Here is a 25,135-nt window from a genome sequence, read left to right on the forward strand (position 1 = left end):
ATTCTTTATCGTTACCCATAACCAGTCCTAAAATTGATAACTAGCAACTTACTCAGGATCGACAACTATAGAAAGGGCTAGTTGATAAATTTGGCGGCGGTTTAAAGCAGTATATTTTGCCAATTGACGACTAGCTTGCGATCGCGTTATCCCTTGACTAATTAACTGTTGCAATTCAGCTTTGAGTTGGGCTTCCGTTAATTGGGTTTCGTTAGCAATATTACCAGCAACTATTATAGTGTATTCTCCTTGGGGTTCTCGTTGTTGGTAGTGAGCGATCGCTTCGGCAATATTTCCCCGCCAAAATTCCTCATATAATTTAGTTAATTCCCGTGCTAATACAATTTGGCGATCGCTTCCCCACACTTGTGCTAAATCTTGTAAAGTTTCCCGCAAACGGTGCGGCGATTCATAGAAAATTAAAGTACGGGACTCTGTTTGCAAAAACTCTAAATATTCTCGTCTTTGTTGACTCTTAGCTGGCAAAAAACCCTCAAACACAAACCGATCTGTTGGTAGTCCAGCCGCACTCAAAGCCGTAATTGCAGCACTCGCACCGGGAATTGGCACAACGGTTAATCCCGCTTCAACACAAGCCTTCACCAATTCATATCCAGGATCAGATATACCAGGCATACCCGCATCACTCACCAAAGCGATCGCTTTACCAGTCTGCAAATTTTCTAACAATTCGGGAATACGACTGGTACGATTATGTTCATGATAACTAATCTGGGGTGTCTTAATCTGCAAATGCTGTAACAGTTTCCCTGTATGGCGCGTATCTTCTGCCGCAATCAAATCCACCGTCTGCAAAATTCGCACAGCCCGAAAAGTGATATCTTCCAAGTTACCAATGGGTGTACCAACTATATATAGTGTTCTAGGTTGAGGATCAGTTTGCATTCAGAGTAATGAGTGATGAGTGCTGAGTGAGGGAATGGAGGAGTGAGGGAGTGGAGGAGTGAGGGAGTGAGGGAGTGCTGAGTGCTGAGTCAGGGACAAGAAGAAAATCTATTGACTAATGACTATTGACTAATGACTATTGACCAATGACAAAATCTTATCGTGGTTTATTTGTAGGTTTAGTCACGTTAGATTTAATTTATCTAGCTGAATCTGCACCCAAAAATAATCAAAAACTAGTTGCTGTTGACTATACTGTAGCTGCTGGTGGTCCTGCTACCAATGCGGCGGTGACATTTAGTTATTTGGGTAATCAAGCTACAGCTTTGATTGTGCTAGGTTCCCACCCAATGACAGAATTAATTCGCTCTGATTTACATAAATATCCAGTGGCGATCGCTGATCTTGATCCTACTACCGATACTGCACCCCCTGTCTCTTCAATTATTGTTACCCAAAACACAGGTGAACGAGCTGTCATTTCTATTAATGCTGTAAAAACACAAGCTAATGATGACTCAATTCCCCCAGATATTTTACATAATATTGATATAGTCCTCATTGATGGACATCAAATAAAAGTAGGTCATACCGTAGCCCAAATCGCTAAAGCAGATAATATTCCTGTCGTTGTTGATGGTGGTAGCTGGAAACCAGGATTGGAAAAAATCTTGCCATTTGTAGATTACGCCATTTGTTCGGCGAACTTTCACCCTCCTAATTGTGATTCCCCAGCAACAGTTTTTGCCTATCTCCACAACTGGGGAATTCCCCACATCGCTATCACCCACGGAGAACAGCCAATTGAATACTTAAGTGGTGAAAAAACTGGTACTGTAAATGTACCTGCTATTCGAGCAGTAGATACACTTGGGGCTGGAGATATTTTGCACGGTGCTTTTTGCCACTACATTTTACAAACAAGTTTTGCTGATGCACTGGAGAAAGCAGCGATAATTGCCGCCAATGCTTGTAAACATTTTGGTACGCGCCGTTGGATGGATGTAGAATGAAAGACTTACAAGAAATACTAGCGATCGCTCGTACAGTAGGTTGGGGTGCAGCAAAAATCCTACACTCTTATTATCACCAGACAGCAGCAGATTTAAATCTGGGAATCGAGTATAAGCAAAACGAGCCTGTCACCATAGCTGATATTGCTGTTAGTCAATATATCTTAGAGCAGCTGCAATCAGCACTGGGGCAAGAAGATTTTATCTATATCAGTGAAGAAACTTATCAATCACAATTAAATATAGACCTATCATCTACATCTAAATGGGTATGGATTATTGATCCTCTTGATGGAACACGCGACTTTATTGAAAAAACAGGGGATTACGCAGTTCACATTGCCCTAGTTAAAGAAAACAGGACTATCTTAGCTGTTGTAGCCATCCCAGAAGCAAAAAAATTATACTATGCGACCAAAGACGGAGGTACATTTGTCGAAACTCACAATGATTCCGTACCAGTACAATTATCCTTCACCCACAAAAATCAAAGACTGGAGGATTTAATAATAGTCGTCAGCCGTTCCCACCGCAATCAAAGATTAGATTATCTATTGCAGAATTTACCCTGTCGCCATCAAAAAGCTGTTGGTAGTGTGGGTTGTAAAATTGCTACCATTCTCGAACAGCAAGCAGACCTTTACATTTCCTTGTCTGGTAAATCTGCTCCTAAAGACTGGGATATTGCAGCCCCAGAGTTAATTTTGACAGAAGCTGGTGGTAAATTCACACACTTTGATGGAACTATATTAGAATATAATACTGGAGACATTAATCAATGGGGTAGTTTGCTTGCAAGCAACGGTCATTATCATGAAAAACTCTGTGAGGAAGCCAAAAAAATCTTGGCACAGCTAGAAACATAACTTCTACTGAGCAATCTAACATTGAGGGTTTTCACCAAATAACCGACTGTTTCCAGAATTCAAACAATTACCAACCATTATTATAGATAAGCTGTCTAAATCCTGCCAATATTTAACAGCTGTGCTATAGTTGTGTCTATAAGAATTATTTTCGGTTGAGTGACTCATTTTGATTTATAAAAAGTATCTCTCCGAATTTAACTCTCTACATTTCCTGAATTCGGAGACATTGTATGTCAATTTACATCGGTAACTTATCCTACCAAGTTACAGAGGAAGATCTAAAGCTAGCCTTTGCAGAGTACGGAAAAGTTAACCGCGTTCAGTTGCCTACCGACCGTGAAACTGGACGTCCTCGTGGGTTTGCTTTTGTAGAAATGGAAACAGAAGCTCAAGAAAATGCCGCTATTGAAGCACTTGATGGTGCTGAATGGATGGGTCGTGATTTAAAGGTAAACAAAGCTAAACCACGTGAAGAAAGAAGCTCTCCACGTGGAGGCGGTAGCTGGGGCAATAATAACCGCAGTAACCGCCGTTACTAAAGCCTACAAACAGCGCCTTTAGAGTCTCCAGCAGGTAAAGCCAAGGCTCAAATCTGCTGGAATGTTTTATTTTGTCTCCAGTCTTCAACTATTCATCCATCATGGGGAGGAATGCGAATGACACAAGTAGTTTTAGGGGAGAATGAGGGAATTGAGTCGGCATTACGGAGATTCAAGCGGGAAGTTTCTAAAGCAGGAATTTTCCAAGATATGAGGAAAAAGCGCCACTTTGAAACGCCGTTAGAAAAGGAAAAGCGTAAAGCAGTGGCTAGACATAAACAAAATCGTCGCAACCACACTCGCTTCAGATAAGTCTTGACTAACTGGCGAACATCCTTGAGTAACATCTCTGATAAAATTGGCGCTTAATTAACCAACATTCAAGTTGAGTGCTAGGTGTTGATGCCTTGATGTGCTTATAAAACCCCTATCTCTTGGATAGGTTATTAAACGTAAATACCTGAGATCCCCGTCTTTTTATAAAAGGCGGGGATCTTGTTTATCACCCATACTGATGATTGATATAGATAATACCAATGTGGAAAAGCTGGTTAATAGCGTTTCATTTTTGTAACTCAGATAGATATTTATCTACACTCATGTATACTCACAAAGTATTGTAGATAGATTAGACATTTCCCAAAAATCATGTAGAAACGTAGCCTGCTACGTCTCTAAAAGAGTTTCTGACAGCACCAAATTAATTTTATGGGGATGTTTATTTGATCTATAGTTAGTTTTTATTTTGAGATTTTCAAAAAAATGTTACGTGTTTATCATCTGATCATTGGTGTGATTTTAATAGCCCTCATCCCATTGGGAGCAAAATTTGTTCTCCCTCTATTTTCTACAACCAAAGATCCCAAATCCTCTTCTGTAGTAACTCCAACTAAGACTATTAATTCTCAACCAACTGCATTAACAAGTTCTAAGTCAAAACAGGGAAATATTTGGAAAAAATTGTTAGGGAGTAATTCTGCGCCTAATGGTTGGGAAATTATACCTTGTGAGGGAAACGAGCCTTTACTGTGCGTTTCTGCCAAAGGTGTAAGTTTGGGTACAGTAGCAGCTGAGTTGTATCCAGCGCAAAATGATCCGAATTTCCAAAAGCATCTCACAGAGTCCTCTATTCCATTAGGCTCTAAATTAGACTATCAAAATCCTACATCCCAAACCAAACTAGTCAAAGCACTCCAATCTTGGGTTGCAGATTCATACACAGCTTTTGCCAAAAATCATCAAGCTAAATATGGGAATAAGGTAATTTTCTCAAATTATCCTCCTCAACAAGTAACTATTGGTCAGTTACCCGGAATGCGCTACGGTTTTGTAGGAATTAAGCCAGAGGGGGGAATCCAAGAGCAATACATTGGTTATGTGACTTACGACGGCACAACACTTTATGTGATTAATACGTCCTTTAATCCAGCCTCCATCACAGGAAAATTTGCCAACCTAGAAGATTTAGGGGTTTTTCAGCCATACTTGTCAGCGATCGCTGAGAACTTAAACTTACCTATACGTGAGCGATCAGCACAACCATAGCTATGTCAAAATTATTCACATAATACTTGGCTTTTGACATCAGTATTTACCCTGAGAATATTTAGTACTGATCAATATTTAGTTTGTATTGTAATATTTATATCCCTAAATTTATACTATGTATTTTCACTGTAATTAAGTATAAAATCCCATAAATATAGGGTTTATCTCATCACTACTTTTTTTCATTGAGGGGATAAAATTTTTACATGAATTAGATTATGTCATGGTTTCTTGACTAGTAAGTGCAACCGCTTAAGTTAAAAGTATTAAAATTTACTAAATATTGGTTTATACAAATGATATACTTTAATAAACTTTTATATGCTTTTATTGATTTTTAGCTATACAAAATATGTTTGGTATTTTTTTTGTAAAAAAAATATCAAAGACACACTTACCGCCCAAACAAAAAAGTATAATTTTATACGATGTATATAAAAAACTCAATGTTTCTTAGTAATTACAGAATATTACAGTTATATTTTTTGTGAAAATATAAAAAAATAGTTAAGTAAGTTTAATTAAGTTAAAATACTGAGACTTAATTAAAAATCCTGTTGCATAATCGTAAGCTACTGAGAGCTAGTTATGAAGTATTTTTTATAACTAGTCTGTTTTCAAGAACAGTCTTATTCCCTAGATATAGCGTTTTTCAATCAAATTAGCCCATTAGCGAAAAACCTAACAACTCAAATACTTGGTAATTAAAATGAGAGAAGTTCTAGCATTAATAGAAAAAAGAAAACAAGAACTCACTAAATTAGCATTCTTTGATTTTCTGCAAGATACAAATATTGATCCTAAACAAAGGCTTGCATGGGCTCCTTGTTTTGCATTCTTTGCGATGGATTTTAGAGATTTTAACAAGGATATTTTGCGAAAAGAACCAGCGACTGACAAAATTCAAGAGATGATCAACCTGCATACATATGAAGATGCTCGTCACTGGGTATGGTTTCTACAAGATATTAAATTGCTGCAATTAGATCACTCAATTAACTTTACAGATACACTGAGATTTTTGTGGGGTGAGGAAACACAAAAAATCCGCCAATTTTCTCGTAACTTATTTGCTTTGTGTACTTTTGAAGAAGATGTTTTGATGAAACTAGCTATCATTGAATCTATAGAAGCAATGGGTTTCGTATTTTCGTTTGCAACCGCACAAGTCACAAATGAACTGCGGCAAATCACTAAGCAACATTATCCTTATTTTGGTGAATCTCATCATGCTGTAGAGCAAGGACATCTACAAGCGGATATGGAAAATGTCGAAAATTTTATTGAAAACATCCAATTGACACAAGAACAACAAGAAAAAGCTTTTACTTTGGTAAATAGAGTGTTTGCAGATTTTACAGATGTGTGTAATGAAATGGTAACATTTGCCAAGACACACTCTTACCATCAACCATTCACTACAAAAATGAAGATTAAGCAAGCAGTAATATCTGCATGAACTCTATCAGGCTAGATATCTACCAATACAGGTATGTCAACTTTTGCCAATAAAGCTGCTCATTTGTAGAGGGGTACATTTGTAAACCTCTACGAGATATCTAGCTCAAATATTGGGAATCTCAATGATAAATTCTGTTCCTTGTATGGGAGCAGAATTACAAGTTAATTTACCCTTATGCTGTTCTACAATGACTTGATAACTAATAGACAAACCTAAGCCTGTAGCAGTTCCTACAGTTTTAGTAGTAAAAAACGGATCAAAGATTTTTTGCCGCACTTCCTCTGTCATCCCAGCACCGTTATCAGCAATACGGATTTGGACTGTGTTTAATTTGGTTAATTCAGTGCGAATACAAATTGTGGGATGATCAATAGTTGTTGGCTGATTAATTATTGAGACATTGACAAGTGATTCGTCTAAAACATCGATCGCATTACTGATAATATTCATAAAAACCTGATTGAGTTGCCCGGCATAACAAGTAATTTGCGGTAATTGCCCATAATCTTTGACTACTTGAATTTTGGGTGAACCATCATTGGCGTTCAACCTGTGTTGTAAAATCATCAGAGTATTATCAATACCTTCATGAATATCAACAGGTTTCATTTCTGATTCATCTAAGCGGGAGAAGTTGCGTAAACCGAGAATAATATGACTAATCCGTGAGCTACCACTTTTCATGGATTCGATAATATTCGGTAAATCCTCTAGCAAATAATCTAATTCAATGGCTGCAGCTTTCTGTTTTACTCGATTTGTAGGCTGAGGATATTCTTGCTGATAGACAGCAATTAATTCCAATAAACTTTGAATGTATGCGCTTGCATAAGTGATATTGCCATGAATAAAGTTGATGGGGTTATTAATTTCGTGAGCAATACCCGCTACCATTTGCCCCAAAGAAGACATCTTTTCACTTTGAATTAATTGCGTTTGTGTACGTTTTAGTTCTTGCAAAGCTTGCTGTAGATGTTGATTTTTTTCGTATAGCTCCTGTGTTCTATACTCCACTTTTGCTTCTAAGCTATGACTGTATTCTTCTAAGCTTTGATTTGCTTGTGCCACATTCTGATAGAGCATAGCATTTTCTAGAGAAATTGCCGCTTGAGTAGTCAGGAGTTTCAGAACTTCTAAACGATCGCGTGTGAATACTCCTGTTGTCAGGTTATTTTCTAGATAAAGAACACCTAATAATTTACCTTGATTGATAATAGGAATACATAAAAGGCTTTTGGGTTGTTCACGAATAATATAGCGATCGCTACTCAAAAAAGTCACTGTTTTGGCATCATCAGTGACAAAAATTTCTAAAGAGCGTTTGACGTAATTAATCAAAGTAATCGGTACATCATCACTAGATTCTAGAGAATTTAACGGTAACTGGATCGAAATAGGCGCAACTGATGAACTGGAACTAATTGCAGCAATACTCAGTCCTAAATTATCACTTTGATGAAGAATTAAAGCGGCTTTGGAAGCTCCCGCATTTTCCATTACAACTTGCATTAAGGTTGCTAGTAATTGCTCAAGTTCAATTTTTCCAGAAAGTACTTGTGAAGCTTTAATGAGAGTTGCTAAATCTAAGGAGTCAGCAATACTTTTTTGTGAGCCAATAACTGTTTGGTGATTACTCCAGTTAGATATAGATTGATAATTAGCAAAGGTAATTTCATCTCTTTTTTGATGGCTAATTTTTTCTTGCTGGATAATCGCTGTAAGTAATTGGGGATAGCGTTTTGCTAAATCATCTACTTTGGCTTTAGCTCCCCAACGACTGTAACAATAATAAGCATCTGTTATGTAGACTTGAGCGATTTTCATTTTGCCCCATGCAAAATAGAATTTTGCTGCAAGTTCATTAGCTAGTGCTTCTTCATGAATATAATTATTTTCTCTAGCTAGAGAGATAGCACTTTCATAGCATTCTATGGCTTCAACATATTGACCCATGATACGATGATTTTCAGCTGCAACCAAATAAAATTTGTGCAAATAATTCATTGGTGCATGATCTGCCCATTGCTTTAATTTTGCTTGGTTATCAGCCACTTGAGTTAGCAAGTTATCTAGATCAGATTTATTTTCTGAAGATATTGCTAGGGCGATGAGAGAATCATAGAAATAAAATATTGGTATAGTGACAAATCCTGTGCCTCCAGCTAAGTAGTGCTTAAATTTTTCAGCCTTTTCTCTAGCTTGTTCAAAATCGTGAAAAAAGTAACAAAGAATAAGTTTATGAAAATAAAAGTAGTGTAGTCCAGTAATATCATTAGCTTCAGTAAATAAAGTTAGATTTTCATCTTCGTTGTATTTTTCTCCTGATGAATAATCATAGGTTTCACTTTTTCCTAATAACTTATGAACAGATCGCCAATATATTTGGCAATAATTTGACGTAGTTGTTTGCTTGATTTTATTTAAGGATTGGGTATAAGATTGTATTTCTTGTTCTAATGTGAGTAATTCTTGACCTATCAAGTAGGAATGCTGGCATATATCTTTAGCACAATAGCCAACAAACTCTAAATTTCCTACTTCCATTGCTGTTTGATAACCTTCCAATAAAATTGGTAAAGTTTCCCGAATGTGGGATTTCCCATGCACAATGAATGCCCCAACCACAAACAAAGTTTTTGCTGTAATTTCCTTGTAATTGAAATTGGCAAGCAAACTTAATGCTAATTGACCAAACTGATCAGCTGCTTCGATATCTTTTTTAATACCATTTAAGAGGATGCCATAGCAGGCATAGCAAAATGCAGATAGAGGTGCATTGCCATAATGCACTGATAGTTTAACTTGTGACAATATCAGTAGTGGAAAGAGCAAGGGATCTGCAAGGTAAGTAGCTGGGATCATGCTCGATACAATCCGCATGATTGTGAGATGTTCGACAGATGACATCAATGGCAAATTGTGTAAATCATCCATTGTTGTTTCAGTCAACATGGCATTTGTTGCTTCCAATTCTTGTTGGATATGCAATTCGTTGGGCTTGTCTGGAAAATTAACTCCAAACTGTTTAAGGACATCTTTGGCGATCGCAATTGCTTCTAAAAGTCGATTCTGAGATGTATAGGCTTGAATTTTAATCTCATAAACCTTTACTTGCTCCAGCAATGTTTTTGCTTGGACTAGGACTACTTGCACAAATTCTTCCATCTGTGCAAAATCACCAGCTAAATATGCTGCTTCTGCTGTTGTTTCATAGAGAGCGAGAGTTAGTCCATAATGGCTTTCCCATTTTTCATTGGGAAGTAGGCAAATTCCTGTTTTTAAATATTTTAGTGCAGCTGGATATGCAGTTGAAGCTAATGCTTTACGTCCAGCAACAAGGTTCATCTGAGCTAGTTCATCACGCTGATGCTGATCTGTGATGAATTCCAGAGCAATATTGAACTGATTCACAAACAGAAAAATCTTTTCTTCTCGTTCTATTACTGGAGTACTTTTTAATAAAAGTAATCCAATTTTCAAGTGAATTTGCTGTCTTTGATTTTCCGGGATTAACGAATAGGCGGCTTGTTGGACGCGATCGTGGATGAATTTGTATTTAGGAATTTGCAGATCAGTATCATGTGGTAGCTGTCGAACAATTATTTCTGTGTCACTATTAGCGCCTTGAAATAACTTATAAATTTCAGTTTGGGGTAAAATTATTCCCTCATGTAAGGCACTCCACAAGTGAGATGCCGTATCTACAACAGATTTTTCGTGGATAATTGCCAGAGTTTTTAAGTCAAATTCATTACCAATACAAGCAGCTAGTTGTAATACCTCTTGAGTCATTTTTGGCAATTTTTTAATTTGCATTGCCATGAATTCTACGACATCATCGGTGAGAGCTGAGGCTTGTAATTTTTCTATATCGTACTGCCAATAACCAACATCAAAGTTAAATTTGATAATGCCATCTTGATGTAAAGACTTAAGAAATTGAGTTGTAAAAAAGGGATTACCCTTGGTTTTAGCAAACACCATTTGGCTGAGAGAAACAGCTATTTCCTCCCGACAACAAAGAGTATCGGCAATTAACATATTGAGATGATTTTGATTCAATGGAGTTAAAACAATATGACTAACTTTAGTTCCTGTTTTCTCAATTTCTTGTATTGCTAAAGCTAAAGGATGTGCTGAATAAATCTCGTTATCACGATATGCACCAATTAGCAGTAATCCTTCTCCGTTTGATGCTGTCGCTGCTATTTCATCTATTTCCCAAAATTCTTCCTCAAATATGGTTGTACAGATATTCTCTTTTGTTGTATTTAAAAATAAAGAAGAATTATTTTTAACTGCGTTGCTATGACTCATTAATGATTGAATGAACCTTAAAGAAGCTGTATCTGCCCATTGCAAGTCATCAAGGAAAATTACTAAAGGTTGTTCTTTTGTGCTGAATATCTGTACAAATTTTTGGAGTAAAAAATTAAACCGATTTTGGGCAGCGTTACCTGAGAGTTGAGTTACTGCTGATTGTTTACCAATAATTAGTTCCAATTCCGGGATGACATCAATAATTACCTGAGCTTGTTCACCCAATGCTGACAGAATCTTCGCTTTCCACTGTTGAATTTGCTCATCAGTTGCTAACAGAATCTGTCTGATTAAGTCTTGAAAAGCTTGGACTAGTCCTGATAAGGGAATATCGCGTTGGAACTGGTCAAATTTCCCTGTAATAAAGTAGCTTTGCTGGCGAACAATCGGCTTATGAACTTCATGGACGACAGCAGTTTTGCCAATACCAGATAACCCTTTAACTAAAACCATTTCGGTCGTACCTTTAGTTACACGCTCAAAAGCCGCAAGTAAGGTGGTAACTTCTAGTTGACGACCATAGAGTTTTTCGGGAATGAGAAAACGATTGGAGATATCTTTAACTGCTAATTTAAAAAGTGCAATGTAGCCAGTATTTTGCCACTTGTCACGACAAACTTCCAAATCATGCTTGAGTCCGTGGGCGCTTTGGTAACGATCTTCGGCATTTTTTGCCATGAGTTTCATGACAATATCAGATAAAATCGGCGGTATTTCTTCCTTGATGCTGTCTAGGTTTGGTGGTTTTTTGGCAATGTGGGAGTAAATTAACTCCATCGGATCAGTATTAGTGAACGGTAACTGTCCTGTGAGGAGTTCAAAGAAGGTGACACCCAAAGAATAAAAATCACTGCGGTAATCAATTCCTCGGTTCATCCTCCCTGTTTGTTCAGGAGATATGTAGGCTATTGTTCCTTCTAAGACATGAGGATTTGTCAAAAATTGAATTTCTCTGGGTAAGAGAGTAGCAATGCTAAAGTCAATGAGTCTAACTTCTTGAGTGTAAGGATTGATTAAAATATTGGCAGGTTTGATATCTTTATGAATGATGCGATGGCAATGTAATTTCTCTAGTGTAGCGGCGATCGCTATAGCAATATGAAAAAATTCACTCAACCCAAGACAATATCCCTCGGTACTTTCATGACGTTGTATCCACTCTTTGAGCGAGATACCGCCAAAGTCCTCCATGACTAGAGCGTAACCGTTGCGGTAGTTTTCTAAGATCAGAGGTTGGACTATCCCTTCTAGGTTGAGATTTTTAGTAATTGTGTACTGATTGCGGAACTGAGCAATTTCTTGAAAGGTGGGATATTCATTCCGCATCAGTTTAATAACTACTGGCTTTTGGTCTTGTTCTCTGATGCCTCGATAAACTGAGGTTTTACTGCCCCAATAGATTTGCTCTATGATACGATATCCTGAAAGAGGAAATAATGTATTGGGTAATACTAACATCGCAGCGTTGTTACACAATTTGTTACTTTGATATATTATTCCCTTTTATCATTTATTTGTCTCATATTTTATAAATCACAAATTAAGTTAATTTAAATCATCCAGACGAAATTACTTTCTGAGAGATTTCACTTAATGAATTTTGATTTTTTATTAAACTCTGCGTAAAAATGCTTGTCTACCTCAACTATAAATCGGTGAGGCTTGCGTAAGTCTCAAATAATTAACTTGATGATGAGAATAGGGAAATCCCCGACTTCTAACTTTACTAAGTTGGGGATATGTTTCCTGATCAATGATTTGAGAATAGCTAATTAGTCATTATTGATTAAATTAGATTTCCGCAACAGCTCGTTCAATTAGACGACGTGCCAAGGTTTGTGTACCTGTGTGTTCGTAATAATTAGTTGCCACATCTAAAAATGCTCCTAGATAATCTAACTTGTCATCAGCAATATCTAGAAACCCATTCAAGTTATGTACAACTTTTTGAGGGGTTAAATTATTGGCACTAACAATACCACTCATCCAACCTTTAACAGAATCAAAACTTTCACCAATAAAGTTGAGTTTATTGCTAGCATTGCTACCAGGAATTACGTCTTTGATGCCTTGAAAAGTAGAATTTTGCTCTAATTCTTGAGGATTAGTTTGACTAATGCTCGATAAAGCTTTTTGGATAAAGTCTGGGCCTAGTGGGATTAAACCATCAACACAAACTAATGCCACCATCCGAATTAGTGATTCACCACTATACTCACCTAAAGAGGCAACAAAATCTCCGATACTATCCCCAGGAATACCGTTGATTTGACAAAAAGCGACTAATTCTGCCACTAATTTCAAAGATAAATCTATAGTTTGGGCTTTATCGGGTTTGGGGGTAACTGAGTTTAAAAAACCTAACAGAGGAATTTTTTCACCGACTTTGTTAGCTAAAGCAGCTGTCCCCAAGGCTTTATCTGTACCATCAACTGTTTGGTAGAGCCACAGTGCTGTTTGATATCCTTGAGAGCGATCATTGTAAAGATAAATGGCTCGTTCACCAATTTGCTGAATTAAGCTTTCGTCAGTTTCCCCAGTGACGGTTTTGATAGTATTGACAAAGCCGACAGTATTTTGCCACTGACCGGGAGCGATGAAATCTAAAGCGTTGAGCATCGATATAGTTAAGCCGCTAGTTGGTAGTTGATCAACCAACTCAAAAATGGGTTTGCTCACAAAAATCTCCTAATGATTAGTTTTATGATCTTGATTTGATATCTGGAGGTTACTTGAGTTTAGCTAAACCATCAAGATTAAATTTTTCCAGCCAAGCTGCGCGATCGCTAGCTGTAAATGATGGAGAACGGGATAAGACTTTCACCTGATATTTACCTACTAAAGCCGCAGTTTGCGTATTACCTACTTCTACAGCTGGATAACCACCAATTTTTTTGGTACTGTTAGAGAATTTCGCTGCTGCGCCTGGTGTACTAGTAGTATCAGAAATAGACAACATTGCTAAGTCTTTACCATCTTTTTTTAATTTGGCTTCAGCAAAACCTTTTTTCTCTTGGGTATAAACTCGCTGATATCCTGCTTCCTCTCCTGGGAAAAATTTGTTAAAACTACTACCCTGAGTAGCAGTTTTGGCAACCGCTTGACCAGTTTTTTGGCGACTACTTTCCTGTTGTACTTGGTCAAAACGCCCTGGTGCTTTGGGAGTACAAGCTGTAGTCAGTAATAAAACTGACAATAATACAGCTGCTAAAATTCTCCGCCCACGAAGAAAGTTCATGTTTAGTTTCTCCTGATACTTGAGCTTTGAAGCAATTATCTGTGGTGATGTCAACTTATAGCTAGAAATTTATTTTTTGATAATTATCTAGGTGATGGTGGTTCAACTCTGATCTAAGTGATTGATTGCTTGTAGGCGATCGCTGCATAAAAGGGATCACCTCCCGGCGCACCTAACCACTGTAAGAAATTGGGTATTGTGGCTTTACGGGCTATGATTTCTGGGGTAGTAAACCCTGGTACTGAGGTAAAGTAGCGTTTCACTAATTCTAAGCGTCCTGGTTCGGAAGCATCTCGCCAACCTTGAATGGCTTTTTGAAAAAACATCCGGTTAGAAAAGCTGATAATCGCCACTCCACCGGGCTTGAGAACACGATGAATTTCTGTAAATATCGCTTCTGGATACTGTAAGTATTGTACGGAAACGCAATTAAGCACAGCGTCAAATTCCTGATCTGGTAGGGGTAACGCTGGATTATCGTTGAGATTTTGCACAAAGTAATGATGTAAACGCGGATTGCGTGCTAGTTCTTCAGCATTGAGTCCATGTCCCTCAACATGAGCAAACTGCATCTCCTCTGGCAAATGCGACACCCAACTACTCATCATATCTAGTATGCGGGTATTGGGTTGGAGTTTTTCTCTATATAAATCGGTGATCTGTTGGATAAAACCTTCATCAACATGGGTGACAAAGCGAGGATAGGCGTAAAACAGCTTGTCGTCTGTATCGTCTAATTTTAGGCGTTGGTCTGGTTTGAGTAACATATGATGAATTGGCACAAATAAATATAAGCGTGGTAGAAAGTGTCTTTTTAAGTTGATATCAATTAGCCTATCTTAGGTATTGTGATACATAGCGGCTAAGGTTTCAACTTTCTGAAGTGAGTAAGTTACTAACAAGCTAAAATTCTATGTTGATAAATACTCTTATCTACGCAGCATTCAATGTTGTATAAATTACAATCTTTTCTGTCTATTTGGCAACAAATTAGCTTGTCGAAAGCCTTCCCCTACATCAGTTTACTGGTTTGGATGCTCCCCTTATTACTATTGAGTTCTGGGGATAGCAGTTTGATGGCTCATGATGAAGGACTTTATGCTTGGCGGGCGCGTCAGATGTTCGACTCTGGTGATTGGATAGCACCTTGGGGTAATGCTCATCACAAAACTCCTGGCCCTTATTGGTTAATAGCTATTTTTTATCAGTTATTAGGAATTAGTGAATTTAGTACCAGACTTCCTAGTATGATCGCAGGCATTTTTTGTCTGTTACTCGTATATGAAATTGGCAAAAATATACTGGATCAAAAGTTAGCTTGGGTAGCTGCGGCAATTTTGAGTGTAGAATTTCTCTGGTTACAATACTGTCGTTTAGGCACTCCGGATGTGCCGATGATTTTATTGATTCTTTTAGCTATTTATGCTTTGCTCAAAGCAGAGGAAAATCCCCAATCTCAATATTTCTGGTTGTTTATCACTGGGTTAAGTTTAGGCTTGGGCTTTTTAGTTAGAAGTTTTATGATTGTCCTGCCAATTGTGGCTTTATTACCCTATCTCATTGGTGAACATCGTCGGCATCATCACTTAACTAACCCTTGTTTATATTTGGGTTTAGTTGTGGGTTTAATGCCTACATTTGTTTGGTTATGGTTTAATTGGCAGCGTTACGGCAATAATAGTGTTGCTGCCTTATCTGGGTTTGTGTTCCAGCTAGGCTCTGAAGAACGTGAGGGAAATGGGATATTTTTCTATGTCTGGAATGTACCATTAAAAGCTTTTCCGTGGTCTTTTTTTAGTCTTTTTGGCTTATTTTTGGTGATGATTCGGCCTATTCCTCGCTATCAATTAATTCTTGTGGGATTTCCACTAGTCCTATTTGCCGAACTCAGTATTTTTTCTACTCGTCTATCTCACTACAGCCTTTGTCTTTATCCCTTCATCGCTTTGTTAGCAGCAGTAGCTTTAGATTGGTTAAGCAGAGTTTACCGTATAGGATATGCAAAGAAAAAGCCATTACTAAAAAAGGAAAATATCCCTCGTTATCTGAGCTATGGATTTGGTGTGCTAGGCATTTTGCTGTTGTTAGCATCCATCGTTGTCTTTGCTTGGGGTGAACGCAAGTATGCCATCCTGGGTTTGATTGTGGGATTGAGTTGGCTAATTTTACCTACGGTGTGGATTAGTCGGGATTACTTCGGCTATAAGTTTCTGACTGCTCGTTATTGGCTAGCAGGTTGGTTAATTCCTTGTTGGTTAGCTTTGGCTGCGGCTGGTGGTTTGGGTTTGTTGAGCGACTATAACCCCAAGTATCGAACTTTTTTACAACAACCAGCGATCGCCTCCATTTTAAAAACTCATCCCATCAACTTCGTCAAGGTGGAAGGTAAAAACGCTGTACTCCTAAAATTTTATACCCCTATACGCGGTCAGCAAGTAGAGACAATGACCCAATTACCCGCCTCCAGCTATGCTTGGATCGATAAAAAAACCACCTCAGAATTACTTAGACCTCATCAGATTATTGGTGAAATCCAAGACTATAAGTTGATTCAAGTTTTGTAGTAGGAGAGTGCTGAGTGCTGAGTGCTAAGTGGGGGAGTGAGGGAGTGAGGGAGTGAGGGAGTACTGAATGCTGACCAATGACCAATGACCAATGACCAATGGCTATTGACTAATGACTAATGACCATTGACTAATGACCATTAACTAACTTATAATAAATATTACGCGCGCTAAGTAATTTATCCAATGATTGCCCATCCTGACCATCCTCCAGCTTTAGAATCATGGCAGCATACCCTTGCGCCTTACAGTATGGGCTATAGGATCAAAATACTTTCGCAGTTGCTGACTCGTAAGTTTACGGAAGCGTTGGAACCGTTTGGGCTGACTCCGTTTCATTGGCTGGTTTTATGTTGTTTGTGGCAAGAAGATGGTTTACCGACTTCCAGTATTGGCGATAAGCTCAAGCAGGTAGGGGGTACGCTTACGGGTGTGTTAGATCGGATGGAGGAACGGGGCTTGGTGCGTCGGGAAAGGGATGCAAATGATCGCCGCATCTGGCGGATTTGGTTAACAGATGCGGGTAGAGAATTAGCAACTGTTTTACCACCTATTTCTGCCAACTTGCTTGATGAAGCGATGAGTGGGATTTCCGGATCTGAGCGTGAACTATTTTCTCAGCTTTTAAATCGGGCGATCGCTAATCTTTCTTGAGTATTTTGGCGAAATCACCCAACAGGATGAAGAAATTATAAAGTTTTTCTGAGATAATGTTACGCATACTAAAGAAACGTTAGAAGAAGTCTCACAACTGAATATTACGTACTCTAAACATTATGAAATTTGCTGAGAAGGTAGTTATGAGCGATAACAATTTGAACGGACGTAAAGACCAAACCGCAGTTTTAGACAAAGAACGGGTTGATTCTGAAACCTTAGCATCAGTTACGGTAGAAACACCTGATGTCACTCCACAGGTGAAGGAAGAGGTTGTTAAGAAACCGAAAAAACCAACAGGGTTGATTTTAGCTGGTTTAGGAATAGGTGCGATCGCTGCGGGTACATTTGGTTATCACTATTGGCAATACACCTCTACACATCAAGAAACAGACAACGCCACTGTTGCCGGACATATCCATCAAATTAGTAGTAAGATTTCGGGAACTGTGACTCAAGTGCTGGTCAATGATAACCAGGAAATCCAAGCAGGACAATTACTAGTCAAGCTGGATGCCCAAGATTATCAAGTTAAAGTCCAGCAAGCACAAGCAGCCTTAGAAAATGCTCGTCGTCAAGCCCAAGCAGCCCAGGCAAATATTGCTTTAACCTCTCAAACCTCTAGTGGCAAAACCACCCAAGCCCAAGGAGATGTCAGTAGTGCAACAGCAGCGATCGCTACAGCACAAGCAGCCGTAAACGAAGCTCAATCGGGGATTTCTTCTGCCCAAGCGGAAGTGAAGCTAGCCCAAGCGGGGATTCCTGTCGCCCAAGCCCAGGTAGCCCAAGCCAACGCCAATTTAGAAAAAGCCCAAGCCGATTACAAACGCTACCAAAACCTCTATCAACAAGGTGCAATTCCCCGCCAACAATTAGACACAGCTAAAGCCACCTATGATGTAGCAGTAGCGCAAAAGACTGCGGCTGTGCAAGGAGTAGAACAAGCCCAAGCCAGATTAGCATCTGCGAAAGTCGGCGTAGCCAAAGCTCAATCCCAGCTAGCCCAAGCCCAAGAAAATGTTACCAATGCTCAAGCTAAACTAGCGGCTTCTCAAGGTGGATTGCAACAAGCTACTGCCAGTGGACAGGATACCACAGTCAAACGCAGCCAATACGAAGCCGCCAAAGCTGCAATTAATCAAGCTCAAGCTGCTCTCAAAGACGCACAATTGCAGCTATCCTACACCAACATTATTGCTCCCAGTACTGGACGAGTGGGTAAGAAAACCATAGAAGTTGGTAACCGCATCCAGGCTGGAACACCGTTAATGGCGATTGTTGATCATGATTATTGGTTAGTAGCAAACTTCAAAGAAACTCAACTAGAAAAGATGCAGCCAGGACAATTAGTAGAAATTAAATTGGATGCTTTTCCTCATCATACTTTTACTGGAAGAGTTGATAGTATTTCTCCTGCTTCTGGCGCTCAATTTGCCTTACTTCCACCAGATAACGCCACAGGTAACTTTACAAAAGTTGTGCAACGGATTCCAGTTAAAATAATATTTGACCAAAAGAGTATTCAAGAATACGCCACTCGGATTACACCAGGAATGTCTGCGGAAGTTAGTGTTGAAGTTAAATAAACACTAATAATTCATGAATATTAATAACTGGCTGCAACTACCTGCATTTAAATCAAGAAATTACCAACTCTTTTTTGCCGGACAAGGTATTTCTTTGATTGGTACATGGATGACACAACTAGCGACAGTATGGCTAGTTTATGATTTAACTCACTCCCCTTTAATGCTGGGAGTTGTAGGGTTTACTAGTCAAATTCCTAGTTTTTTTCTGGCTCCTTTTGGTGGCGTATTTGTCGATAGATTTTCTCGCTATCGAACCTTAATTGGTACACAAATATTAGCGATGGTGCAGTCGCTAGCATTGGCAATACTAACTTTCACTGGCTTGATTCAAATTTGGCACATCATTGCCTTAAGCTTGCTGCAAGGATTTATTAATGCCCTAGATGCACCAGCCAGACAGGCATTTGTCCCAGAGCTAGTGGAACGGAAAGAAGATTTAGCTAATGCGATCGCCATCAACTCTACCATGATTAATGGTGCGCGGTTAATTGGCCCGGCCATTGGCGGTTTATTGATTGCTAGGGTGGGTATAGGGTATTGTTTTTTAATTGATAGTTTGAGTTATATTGCTGTCATTGCCGGCTTATTGGCGATGAAAGTCAAACCTTGGCAACTGCCGATAACTAAGGGCAATCCCTGGCAGCAAGTTAAAGCAGGGTTTGTCTATGCTTTTAGCTTTCCACCAATTAGAGCCATCTTATTACTATCTACTTTAGTCAGTTTCATGGGGCTACAAAATACAATTCTTGTGCCAATTTTTGCTGAAACAATCCTCAAAGGAGGTGCAGAGACTTTAGGATTTCTCATGGCAGCATCAGGCTTAGGAGCTTTATCAGGGGGAATTTATTTAGCTACCAGAAGAACGATTTTAGGTATTGGTAAATTAATTGCGATCGCCCCAGCAATTTTAGGTGTAGGTTTAATCGCCTTTTCTCTCTCCAGATTTTTACCACTTTCGTTATTTACTATGTTATTTGTTGGCTTAGGTACAATTCTGCAAATAGCTGCCAGTAATACCTTTCTTCAGACAATTGTAGAAGAAGATAAACGTGGCAGATTAATGAGTTTATATACCATGTCATTTTTAGGAATGATACCTGTAGGTAACTTATTAGGTGGTGTATTAGCTAATCGTATCGGCGCTTCCAACACATTAATTATTGATGGGATAGCTTGCATTATCGGTTCTATTCTCTTCTACAGACAGTTGCCAGGATTAAAGAAATTTATTACACCCATTTATCAGCAAAAAGGTATCCTAGCAACAAAATAAATAGCTGAATTACGAATTTACAAATTAATCCTATAAGACTCCTATTTACATTTTGAACAAAACTCAGTACACATTCATTTTCTAGAACCCTCTTGCCTATTGCCTATTGCCTGACTACGCAAATCAGTTCAGTTATCAAAGCGGATTCCTATATGGCTAATACAAGTGCAATTCCTCGTCTAGCACCAGACTATGTACCATTACGAACTTGGATTGGTGTTTTAGCCAGTATGCTTGGGGCATTCATGGCAGTGTTAGATATTCAAATTACCAATGCTTCTCTACAAGATATACAAGCTTCTTTAGGCGCAACTTTAGAAGAAGGTTCTTGGATTTCTACTGCTTATTTAGTAGCCGAAATTATCGTAATTCCCCTATCTGGATGGTTATCACGAGTATTTTCTCTGAAACGTTATTTATTAGTTAATACAGCACTATTTATCGGGTTTTCTATATGCTGTGCTTGGGCATGGAATCTCAACTCAATGATTGTTTTTCGGGCATTACAAGGTTTTTGTGGAGGTGTTTTAATTCCTTCAGCAATGACTATTGTCCTCACAAAGTTACCTCCATCTAAACAAGCAATTGGGTTAGCGGTATTTGCTATTAGTGCAGTTTTTGCGCCTTCAATTGGCCCCACACTAGGAGGTTGGTTGACTGAAAATTACAGTTGGGAATATAGCTTTTATATAAATGTGATTCCCGGAATATTGATGCTGGCTGGAATTTGGTATGGAATTAAGCCAGATCAGCCCCAATTGCAGCTTTTAAAACAAGGTGATTGGTGGGGCATTATTTCGATGGCAATTGGATTAGGTTCTCTGCAAGTTGTTTTGGAAGAAGGGAGTCGGAAAGATTGGTTTGGTTCACAGTTGATTGTTCGTTTGAGTATCTTAGCAGCAATTTTCATTACCCTATTTTTTATTATAGAACTGACTCGCAAACAACCATTTATTAATCTGAGGATATTGCGTTATCGTAACTTTGGTTTGGCAAGTATTGTGAATGTATCTTTGGGGATAGGATTGTATGGCTCAATTTATATTCTCCCATTATATCTGGCTCAAATCCAAAAATATAATGCTCTACAAATTGGTGAAGTATTAATTTGGGCAGGTATTCCCCAGCTATTTATTATCCCTGTAATTCCTAAATTAATTCAACGTATTGATGTGCGTTTGATGGTGGCATCAGGAGTGGCTTTGTTTGCTATTAGTGCCTTTATGAATTCAGGCATGACTAGTCAAACTGGCTTAGAACAATTAAGATGGTCACAATTAGTACGAGCAATGGGACAACCATTAATTATGGTTCCGCTAACTTCAATTGCCACAGCCGGCATTAGTCCCAAAGAAGCAGGTTCAGCCAGTGGTTTGTTTAATATGATGCGGAATATGGGTGGTTCGATTGGGATTGCTTGTTTGGCAACTTTATTAACTAATAGAGAACAATTTCATTCTAATAGATTAGGCGATGCAGTATCTTTATATAACCCAGATACACAACAGCGCATCGAGCAAATGACACAGTATTTTATCAGTCAAGGAGCAGATTTAGTTACTGCTCAAAATCAGGCGATCGCATCCATATCTAACATTGTGCGCCGTGAAGCTTACGTTATGGCTTTTAACGATTGTTTTTACTTTATTGGTCTAGCTTTATTACTCAGTGGTGTTGCCGTTTTATTCTTCCAAAAAGTCAAAGCAACTGGTGCTACGGTTGGTCACTAAATATCAGCAGTCAATAAGTATAAGGGTTACTTCTTTCGATGTTTTAATTTAGTACTATTTTTTTTCGCGTAGCCTAGATTTTGTTGATATTCGATGATTTGTTGCCTAGCTGTTGCGTAATTAGGGTTGGATGATGGAACTGATTCCATAAGTGCGATCGCTGCTTGCCATTGAGCAACAACTTTTTTCCATTCTTGGCGAGATTTGGCTGATTGGGTGAGATTGGCAGCGTTAATTGCTCGATTAACTGCTTTTTGAAAAATATCAATTTGCGGTTTAATTTGTGTTGATGTTGATTGTGTTTGGGCAGAGATGTAAAATGTTAGATTGTTTTTCATCTCTGGGAATTTCAAAAATAAATATATGCCTCCACTAATTAAAAATAGCAAAGGAATAATCAGTTTTTTGGTATTCCTGGGTTTGTGTGTTTGATAATATTGCTGAATTTTGGGTATTGCTAAATGCTGCTGTTTCTTGTTTTTTTTCGTTGGTGTAATTCCTACATTATCTTGTATTGCTGGAATTTCTAAATACTGATTTTCAACACTGGGAATTTTAGCTTTACCTCGTGAGAATGATTTTAATTGATTAACAAGAACTTTTTTGATTAAACATTCTAACTGATAAAGATAGGCAGCACTAAAAATCCACATTATAAACCAGGGTTTATTAAAGAAATTTTTTCCTTCAATACTACTTAAAATTAGTTTGATAGCACGTTCAGTTAAGCGTCCATTACATACAGTTACATATTTTACTTTTTCATATAACTGACAATCCAAAAAAGCTAATTCTGAAAACATACCTACTATGAGCATAAAAGATGCTGCCATCACAAATGTGGTATATAAACCTGCCCATAGGCTCATAAAACCAGGTACTAATTTATATAGATTGTTATGTGAGTGATGATCATGCCAAATAAACCAGATAAAATGATAGATGAAAGCTAAAGAAATTGTGGGTATTAATAAGCCAAATAAAATAGAAAAGATTAACATTACAGGTCTATTTTGGGAAATAGATATCATCAAACCTGTTAATCCGAAGACTATTAAATGCGTACCTGGTAAAGCTATAGGCAATAAAATTAATGCCCTGAACCAAGAACTAGGATAGGGAAACCATGCAGGCCAGTGCCATTTACGCAGCTTTTGCTTTGCCACATCCCAAAAGTTTGGTTTTTTCATAACCAGTAGATGCTAAAACCTGAGCAAATCATTTTCTATTGGTAGAATTCCCTATTTAGAGATATCTGCAACATTTTTAAAAATATTTAATTAAAGCTAAGTTTTTTTAAATTATGCACAATAGATGATATGGCGTTTCTTGCTTTAGTGAAGTATATTTCGTTGATTTTAGAGGCTAGAGGCTAGAGGCTAGAGACTAGAAATTAGAGAGTGGACTGTACCTCATCTGACTCGGAACTGATATGAGGAAGTTTTCTCTAGTTCATGCGAAGCAAGATACCCAATTTCTCAAAAAAATCGGGTATCTAAGCTGATAAATGTTTATATGCCAAATTAAATTACGTATCTTAATCCCCCAATAGAACCTTAAGTTAACGTCACGAGGCATAGCTATTACGTAGGTTCAAGCCTACTCTTCTCCTGACGGAGACGCTACGCGAACAAGTTCTCCTTTGGAGTACCCATAGGGTATTACGTAGCTTGCTTCCGCGTAGCGGTATTACGAATTACGTAGCTGGCTTCTCGCCTTTGGCGAGTATTACGAATTAAGAATTACTATATCGTTCCTCTGCCCAAGGTTCGCCGCGACGGTGATAACCATTGCGTTCCCAAAAACCCATTTCTTCTGTATCGAGAAACTCTAAACCATTAATCCACTTAGAACTTTTCCAGGCGTAGAGGTGAGGTATAACTAAGCGCATGGGGCCGCCATGTTCTCTGGGGAGGGGTTCACCAAATAATTGAAAGGCAAAAAAGTTTGCTTCTAGTACGAAATCCGTCAATGGGAGATTAGTCGTATAACCACCGTAGCAATGTTGCATGACATGAACTGCTGCTGGCTCTACTTCAATCAGATTCATAAAATCTGTAACTTTAATCCCAGTCCACTTGACATCTAGCTTAGACCAACGAGTGACACAGTGAAAGTCGGCTGTAAATTCGTGTTGAGGTAAGGACATAAAATCTGCCCAAGTTAAGACAGTAGGTTTTGCTAAACCCCAAACACGAAACTCCCATTCTTCAATACTGATTTTAGGGGCTGTACCGTAAGTTAATACAGGGAAACCCTTGGCTAGATGTTGTCCTGGGGGGACGCGATCGCCATTTTCCTGAGTTGGTTTTTGAAAAAATTTTCCTAGCATAATCCAAGAAAAATCACTCAGTCGTTGGTCAAAGGTAATGAGTTATAGGTTACACCAATTCCTCATTACCAGTTTTTTGATTATTCTTCTTCGTCTTCTTCAGCAGTTGGATAGACAAATGTGGAACGTCCCGTCAAAATTGATTTGCCCAAGGAGATGGCTTTTTGAGCTTCAACAGCTGCTTTATGTCTCCAGGTAGCTCGACGTTTATCTCGCTTCGATTTAGATGTTTTCTTCTTAGGAACCGCCATGATAGCTGATATCGCAATTCTTCACAACCTTTCTATTCTAAGCTATCAATTAACGTTGGTCACGTTAGGGGAGGGAAAAGGGGGATGGGGGGATGGGGAGATGGGGAGATGAGGGGCAAGAACCCATACACGTATTTTCTCCTTGTCCCCTTGTCCCCTTGTCCCCTTGTCCCCTTATCTCCTTCCTTATCCCCTTCCTTGTCTCACTTCTGCGGTGCAGTTGTAGGGATAGTGAGGGCTGCGGCTGGATTGGGGGGTGGGGTTTGTTCAAATAATAGGAGCGATCGCGCACTTTTGAAATATGTTGCCCAGTTTTGGGGATCGGGGCGTGTACGCCATTGTTTGCGGCTGACATCTAAGGTTAACACTGGGGCGATCGCTCCATAACTTTGTACGGAGACAATTACTGAAATATCTGTAACTAAAATATCCTGGTCAAAGCTACGTTGGGCTGCGGCTCTGGCTGTCATTTCTGCTCGGCGGAGGATGGCTTCGTAAGTTTCATCAGGTAATCGATCAATAATTAAGTCAACTCTCGCTGTGTAAGCTTGGACAATTTGCGGAAAAAGCAATTCTGTTACAACCCATACGGGGACTGGAAATAAAAGCAAAAATATTAAGGGAAATGTCCGGATTTTTTTGTCAATTTGGCTAATAACTTTAAAGGGAATGATTAATGATAGTGGGTGAGTACAATTCTTGTTCATAACCTGATAGTTCTTGATTGAGGTTTGATGATTGGTAGAAAGTGAGGGTATTTCCTGAAAAGTGAAGTCATAAAAATTACGTAATTTTTGTGACTCAATGAGAATCCCCTAAACTATTAGACATAGGTTAGCTTTGT

20 protein-coding genes are annotated in these 25,135 nt (G+C 38.6%); 11 read left to right on the forward strand and 9 right to left on the reverse strand.

The window, feature by feature from the left end; genetic code table 11:
- Positions 1–48 precede the first annotated feature (48 nt).
- Positions 49–906, reverse strand: a complete 858-nt coding sequence (rsmI, locus tag FD725_RS20295; protein WP_179049813.1) for a 16S rRNA (cytidine(1402)-2'-O)-methyltransferase — start codon at positions 904–906, stop codon at positions 49–51.
- 146 nt (positions 907–1,052) lie between these two features.
- Between rsmI and FD725_RS20300 the strand changes: the two genes are divergently transcribed.
- From FD725_RS20300 to FD725_RS20325, 6 genes are all read left to right on the forward strand, one after another.
- Positions 1,053–1,919: a sugar kinase gene (locus FD725_RS20300; protein WP_179049814.1), complete on the forward strand. Its 867-nt coding sequence runs from the start codon at positions 1,053–1,055 to the stop codon at positions 1,917–1,919.
- Positions 1,916–2,785, forward strand: a complete 870-nt coding sequence (locus FD725_RS20305) for a 3'(2'),5'-bisphosphate nucleotidase CysQ (RefSeq protein WP_179049815.1) — start codon at positions 1,916–1,918, stop codon at positions 2,783–2,785. The genes FD725_RS20300 and FD725_RS20305 overlap by 4 nt, the downstream gene beginning before the upstream one ends.
- Positions 2,786–3,018: 233 nt before the next feature.
- Positions 3,019–3,327 (forward strand): RNA-binding protein, encoded by a 309-nt coding sequence (locus FD725_RS20310; protein WP_179049816.1) that lies wholly within the window; start codon positions 3,019–3,021, stop codon positions 3,325–3,327.
- Between the two features lie 117 nt (positions 3,328–3,444).
- Positions 3,445–3,639 (forward strand): 30S ribosomal protein S21, encoded by a 195-nt coding sequence (gene rpsU / locus FD725_RS20315; protein WP_067764598.1) that lies wholly within the window; start codon positions 3,445–3,447, stop codon positions 3,637–3,639.
- A gap of 450 nt (positions 3,640–4,089) precedes the next feature.
- Entirely contained in the window at positions 4,090–4,872 is a 783-nt protein-coding gene (locus FD725_RS20320) for a hypothetical protein (RefSeq protein ID WP_179049817.1), read from the forward strand.
- Between the two features lie 712 nt (positions 4,873–5,584).
- Positions 5,585–6,334, forward strand: coding sequence for a hypothetical protein (locus FD725_RS20325; protein ID WP_179049818.1), 750 nt, complete (start codon positions 5,585–5,587; stop codon positions 6,332–6,334).
- A gap of 105 nt (positions 6,335–6,439) precedes the next feature.
- Here the strand turns inward: FD725_RS20325 and FD725_RS20330 are convergent, their stop codons facing one another.
- The 4 genes from FD725_RS20330 to FD725_RS20345 form a co-directional block, all read right to left on the reverse strand.
- The gene (locus FD725_RS20330) at positions 6,440–12,115 is read right to left on the reverse strand and encodes an ATP-binding sensor histidine kinase (RefSeq protein WP_179049819.1); all 5,676 of its coding nucleotides are present in this window, start codon (positions 12,113–12,115) and stop codon (positions 6,440–6,442) included.
- A gap of 333 nt (positions 12,116–12,448) precedes the next feature.
- Positions 12,449–13,336, reverse strand: a complete 888-nt coding sequence (locus tag FD725_RS20335; protein ID WP_179049820.1) for a hypothetical protein — start codon at positions 13,334–13,336, stop codon at positions 12,449–12,451.
- 49 nt (positions 13,337–13,385) lie between these two features.
- Positions 13,386–13,895 (reverse strand): hypothetical protein, encoded by a 510-nt coding sequence (locus tag FD725_RS20340; RefSeq protein WP_179049821.1) that lies wholly within the window; start codon positions 13,893–13,895, stop codon positions 13,386–13,388.
- Positions 13,896–14,008: 113 nt separating this feature from the next.
- Positions 14,009–14,662 (reverse strand): class I SAM-dependent methyltransferase, encoded by a 654-nt coding sequence (locus FD725_RS20345; RefSeq protein WP_179051617.1) that lies wholly within the window; start codon positions 14,660–14,662, stop codon positions 14,009–14,011.
- Positions 14,663–14,842: 180 nt separating this feature from the next.
- Between FD725_RS20345 and FD725_RS20350 the strand changes: the two genes are divergently transcribed.
- The 5 genes from FD725_RS20350 (at position 14,843) to FD725_RS20370 (ending at position 21,708) form a co-directional block, all read left to right on the forward strand.
- Complete coding sequence (locus tag FD725_RS20350; RefSeq protein ID WP_179049822.1) at positions 14,843–16,459, forward strand: glycosyltransferase family 39 protein; 1,617 nt, start codon at positions 14,843–14,845, stop codon at positions 16,457–16,459.
- A 186-nt stretch (positions 16,460–16,645) separates the two neighbouring features.
- On the forward strand, positions 16,646–17,113 hold the full coding sequence (locus tag FD725_RS20355) for a MarR family winged helix-turn-helix transcriptional regulator (RefSeq protein ID WP_179049823.1): 468 nt from the start codon (positions 16,646–16,648) through the stop codon (positions 17,111–17,113).
- A 146-nt stretch (positions 17,114–17,259) separates the two neighbouring features.
- The gene (locus FD725_RS20360; RefSeq protein ID WP_179049824.1) at positions 17,260–18,702 is read left to right on the forward strand and encodes an HlyD family secretion protein; all 1,443 of its coding nucleotides are present in this window, start codon (positions 17,260–17,262) and stop codon (positions 18,700–18,702) included.
- A gap of 13 nt (positions 18,703–18,715) precedes the next feature.
- On the forward strand, positions 18,716–19,978 hold the full coding sequence (locus FD725_RS20365; RefSeq protein ID WP_179049825.1) for an MFS transporter: 1,263 nt from the start codon (positions 18,716–18,718) through the stop codon (positions 19,976–19,978).
- Positions 19,979–20,130: 152 nt separating this feature from the next.
- Entirely contained in the window at positions 20,131–21,708 is a 1,578-nt protein-coding gene (locus FD725_RS20370) for a DHA2 family efflux MFS transporter permease subunit (protein ID WP_179049826.1), read from the forward strand.
- Positions 21,709–21,734: 26 nt separating this feature from the next.
- Here FD725_RS20370 and FD725_RS20375 read toward each other — a convergent pair whose 3' ends face one another.
- The 4 genes from FD725_RS20375 to FD725_RS20390 all read right to left on the reverse strand — a co-directional run bounded on the left by FD725_RS20375 (position 21,735) and on the right by FD725_RS20390 (position 24,998).
- Positions 21,735–22,898, reverse strand: a complete 1,164-nt coding sequence (locus tag FD725_RS20375) for a hypothetical protein (RefSeq protein WP_179049827.1) — start codon at positions 22,896–22,898, stop codon at positions 21,735–21,737.
- Between the two features lie 545 nt (positions 22,899–23,443).
- Positions 23,444–24,040, reverse strand: a complete 597-nt coding sequence (locus FD725_RS20380; protein ID WP_179049828.1) for a sulfite oxidase-like oxidoreductase — start codon at positions 24,038–24,040, stop codon at positions 23,444–23,446.
- Positions 24,041–24,120: 80 nt separating this feature from the next.
- Positions 24,121–24,291 carry a 50S ribosomal protein L32 gene (gene rpmF / locus FD725_RS20385; protein ID WP_179049829.1) on the reverse strand — a complete coding sequence of 57 codons (171 nt, stop codon included), beginning with the start codon at positions 24,289–24,291 and terminating at the stop codon, positions 24,121–24,123.
- 203 nt (positions 24,292–24,494) lie between these two features.
- Entirely contained in the window at positions 24,495–24,998 is a 504-nt protein-coding gene (locus FD725_RS20390; protein ID WP_179049830.1) for a hypothetical protein, read from the reverse strand.
- Positions 24,999–25,135 lie beyond the last annotated feature (137 nt).

Origin of the sequence: Nostoc sp. TCL26-01 (genome assembly GCF_013393945.1) — a bacterium.
Lineage (GTDB): Bacteria > Cyanobacteriota > Cyanobacteriia > Cyanobacteriales > Nostocaceae > Trichormus.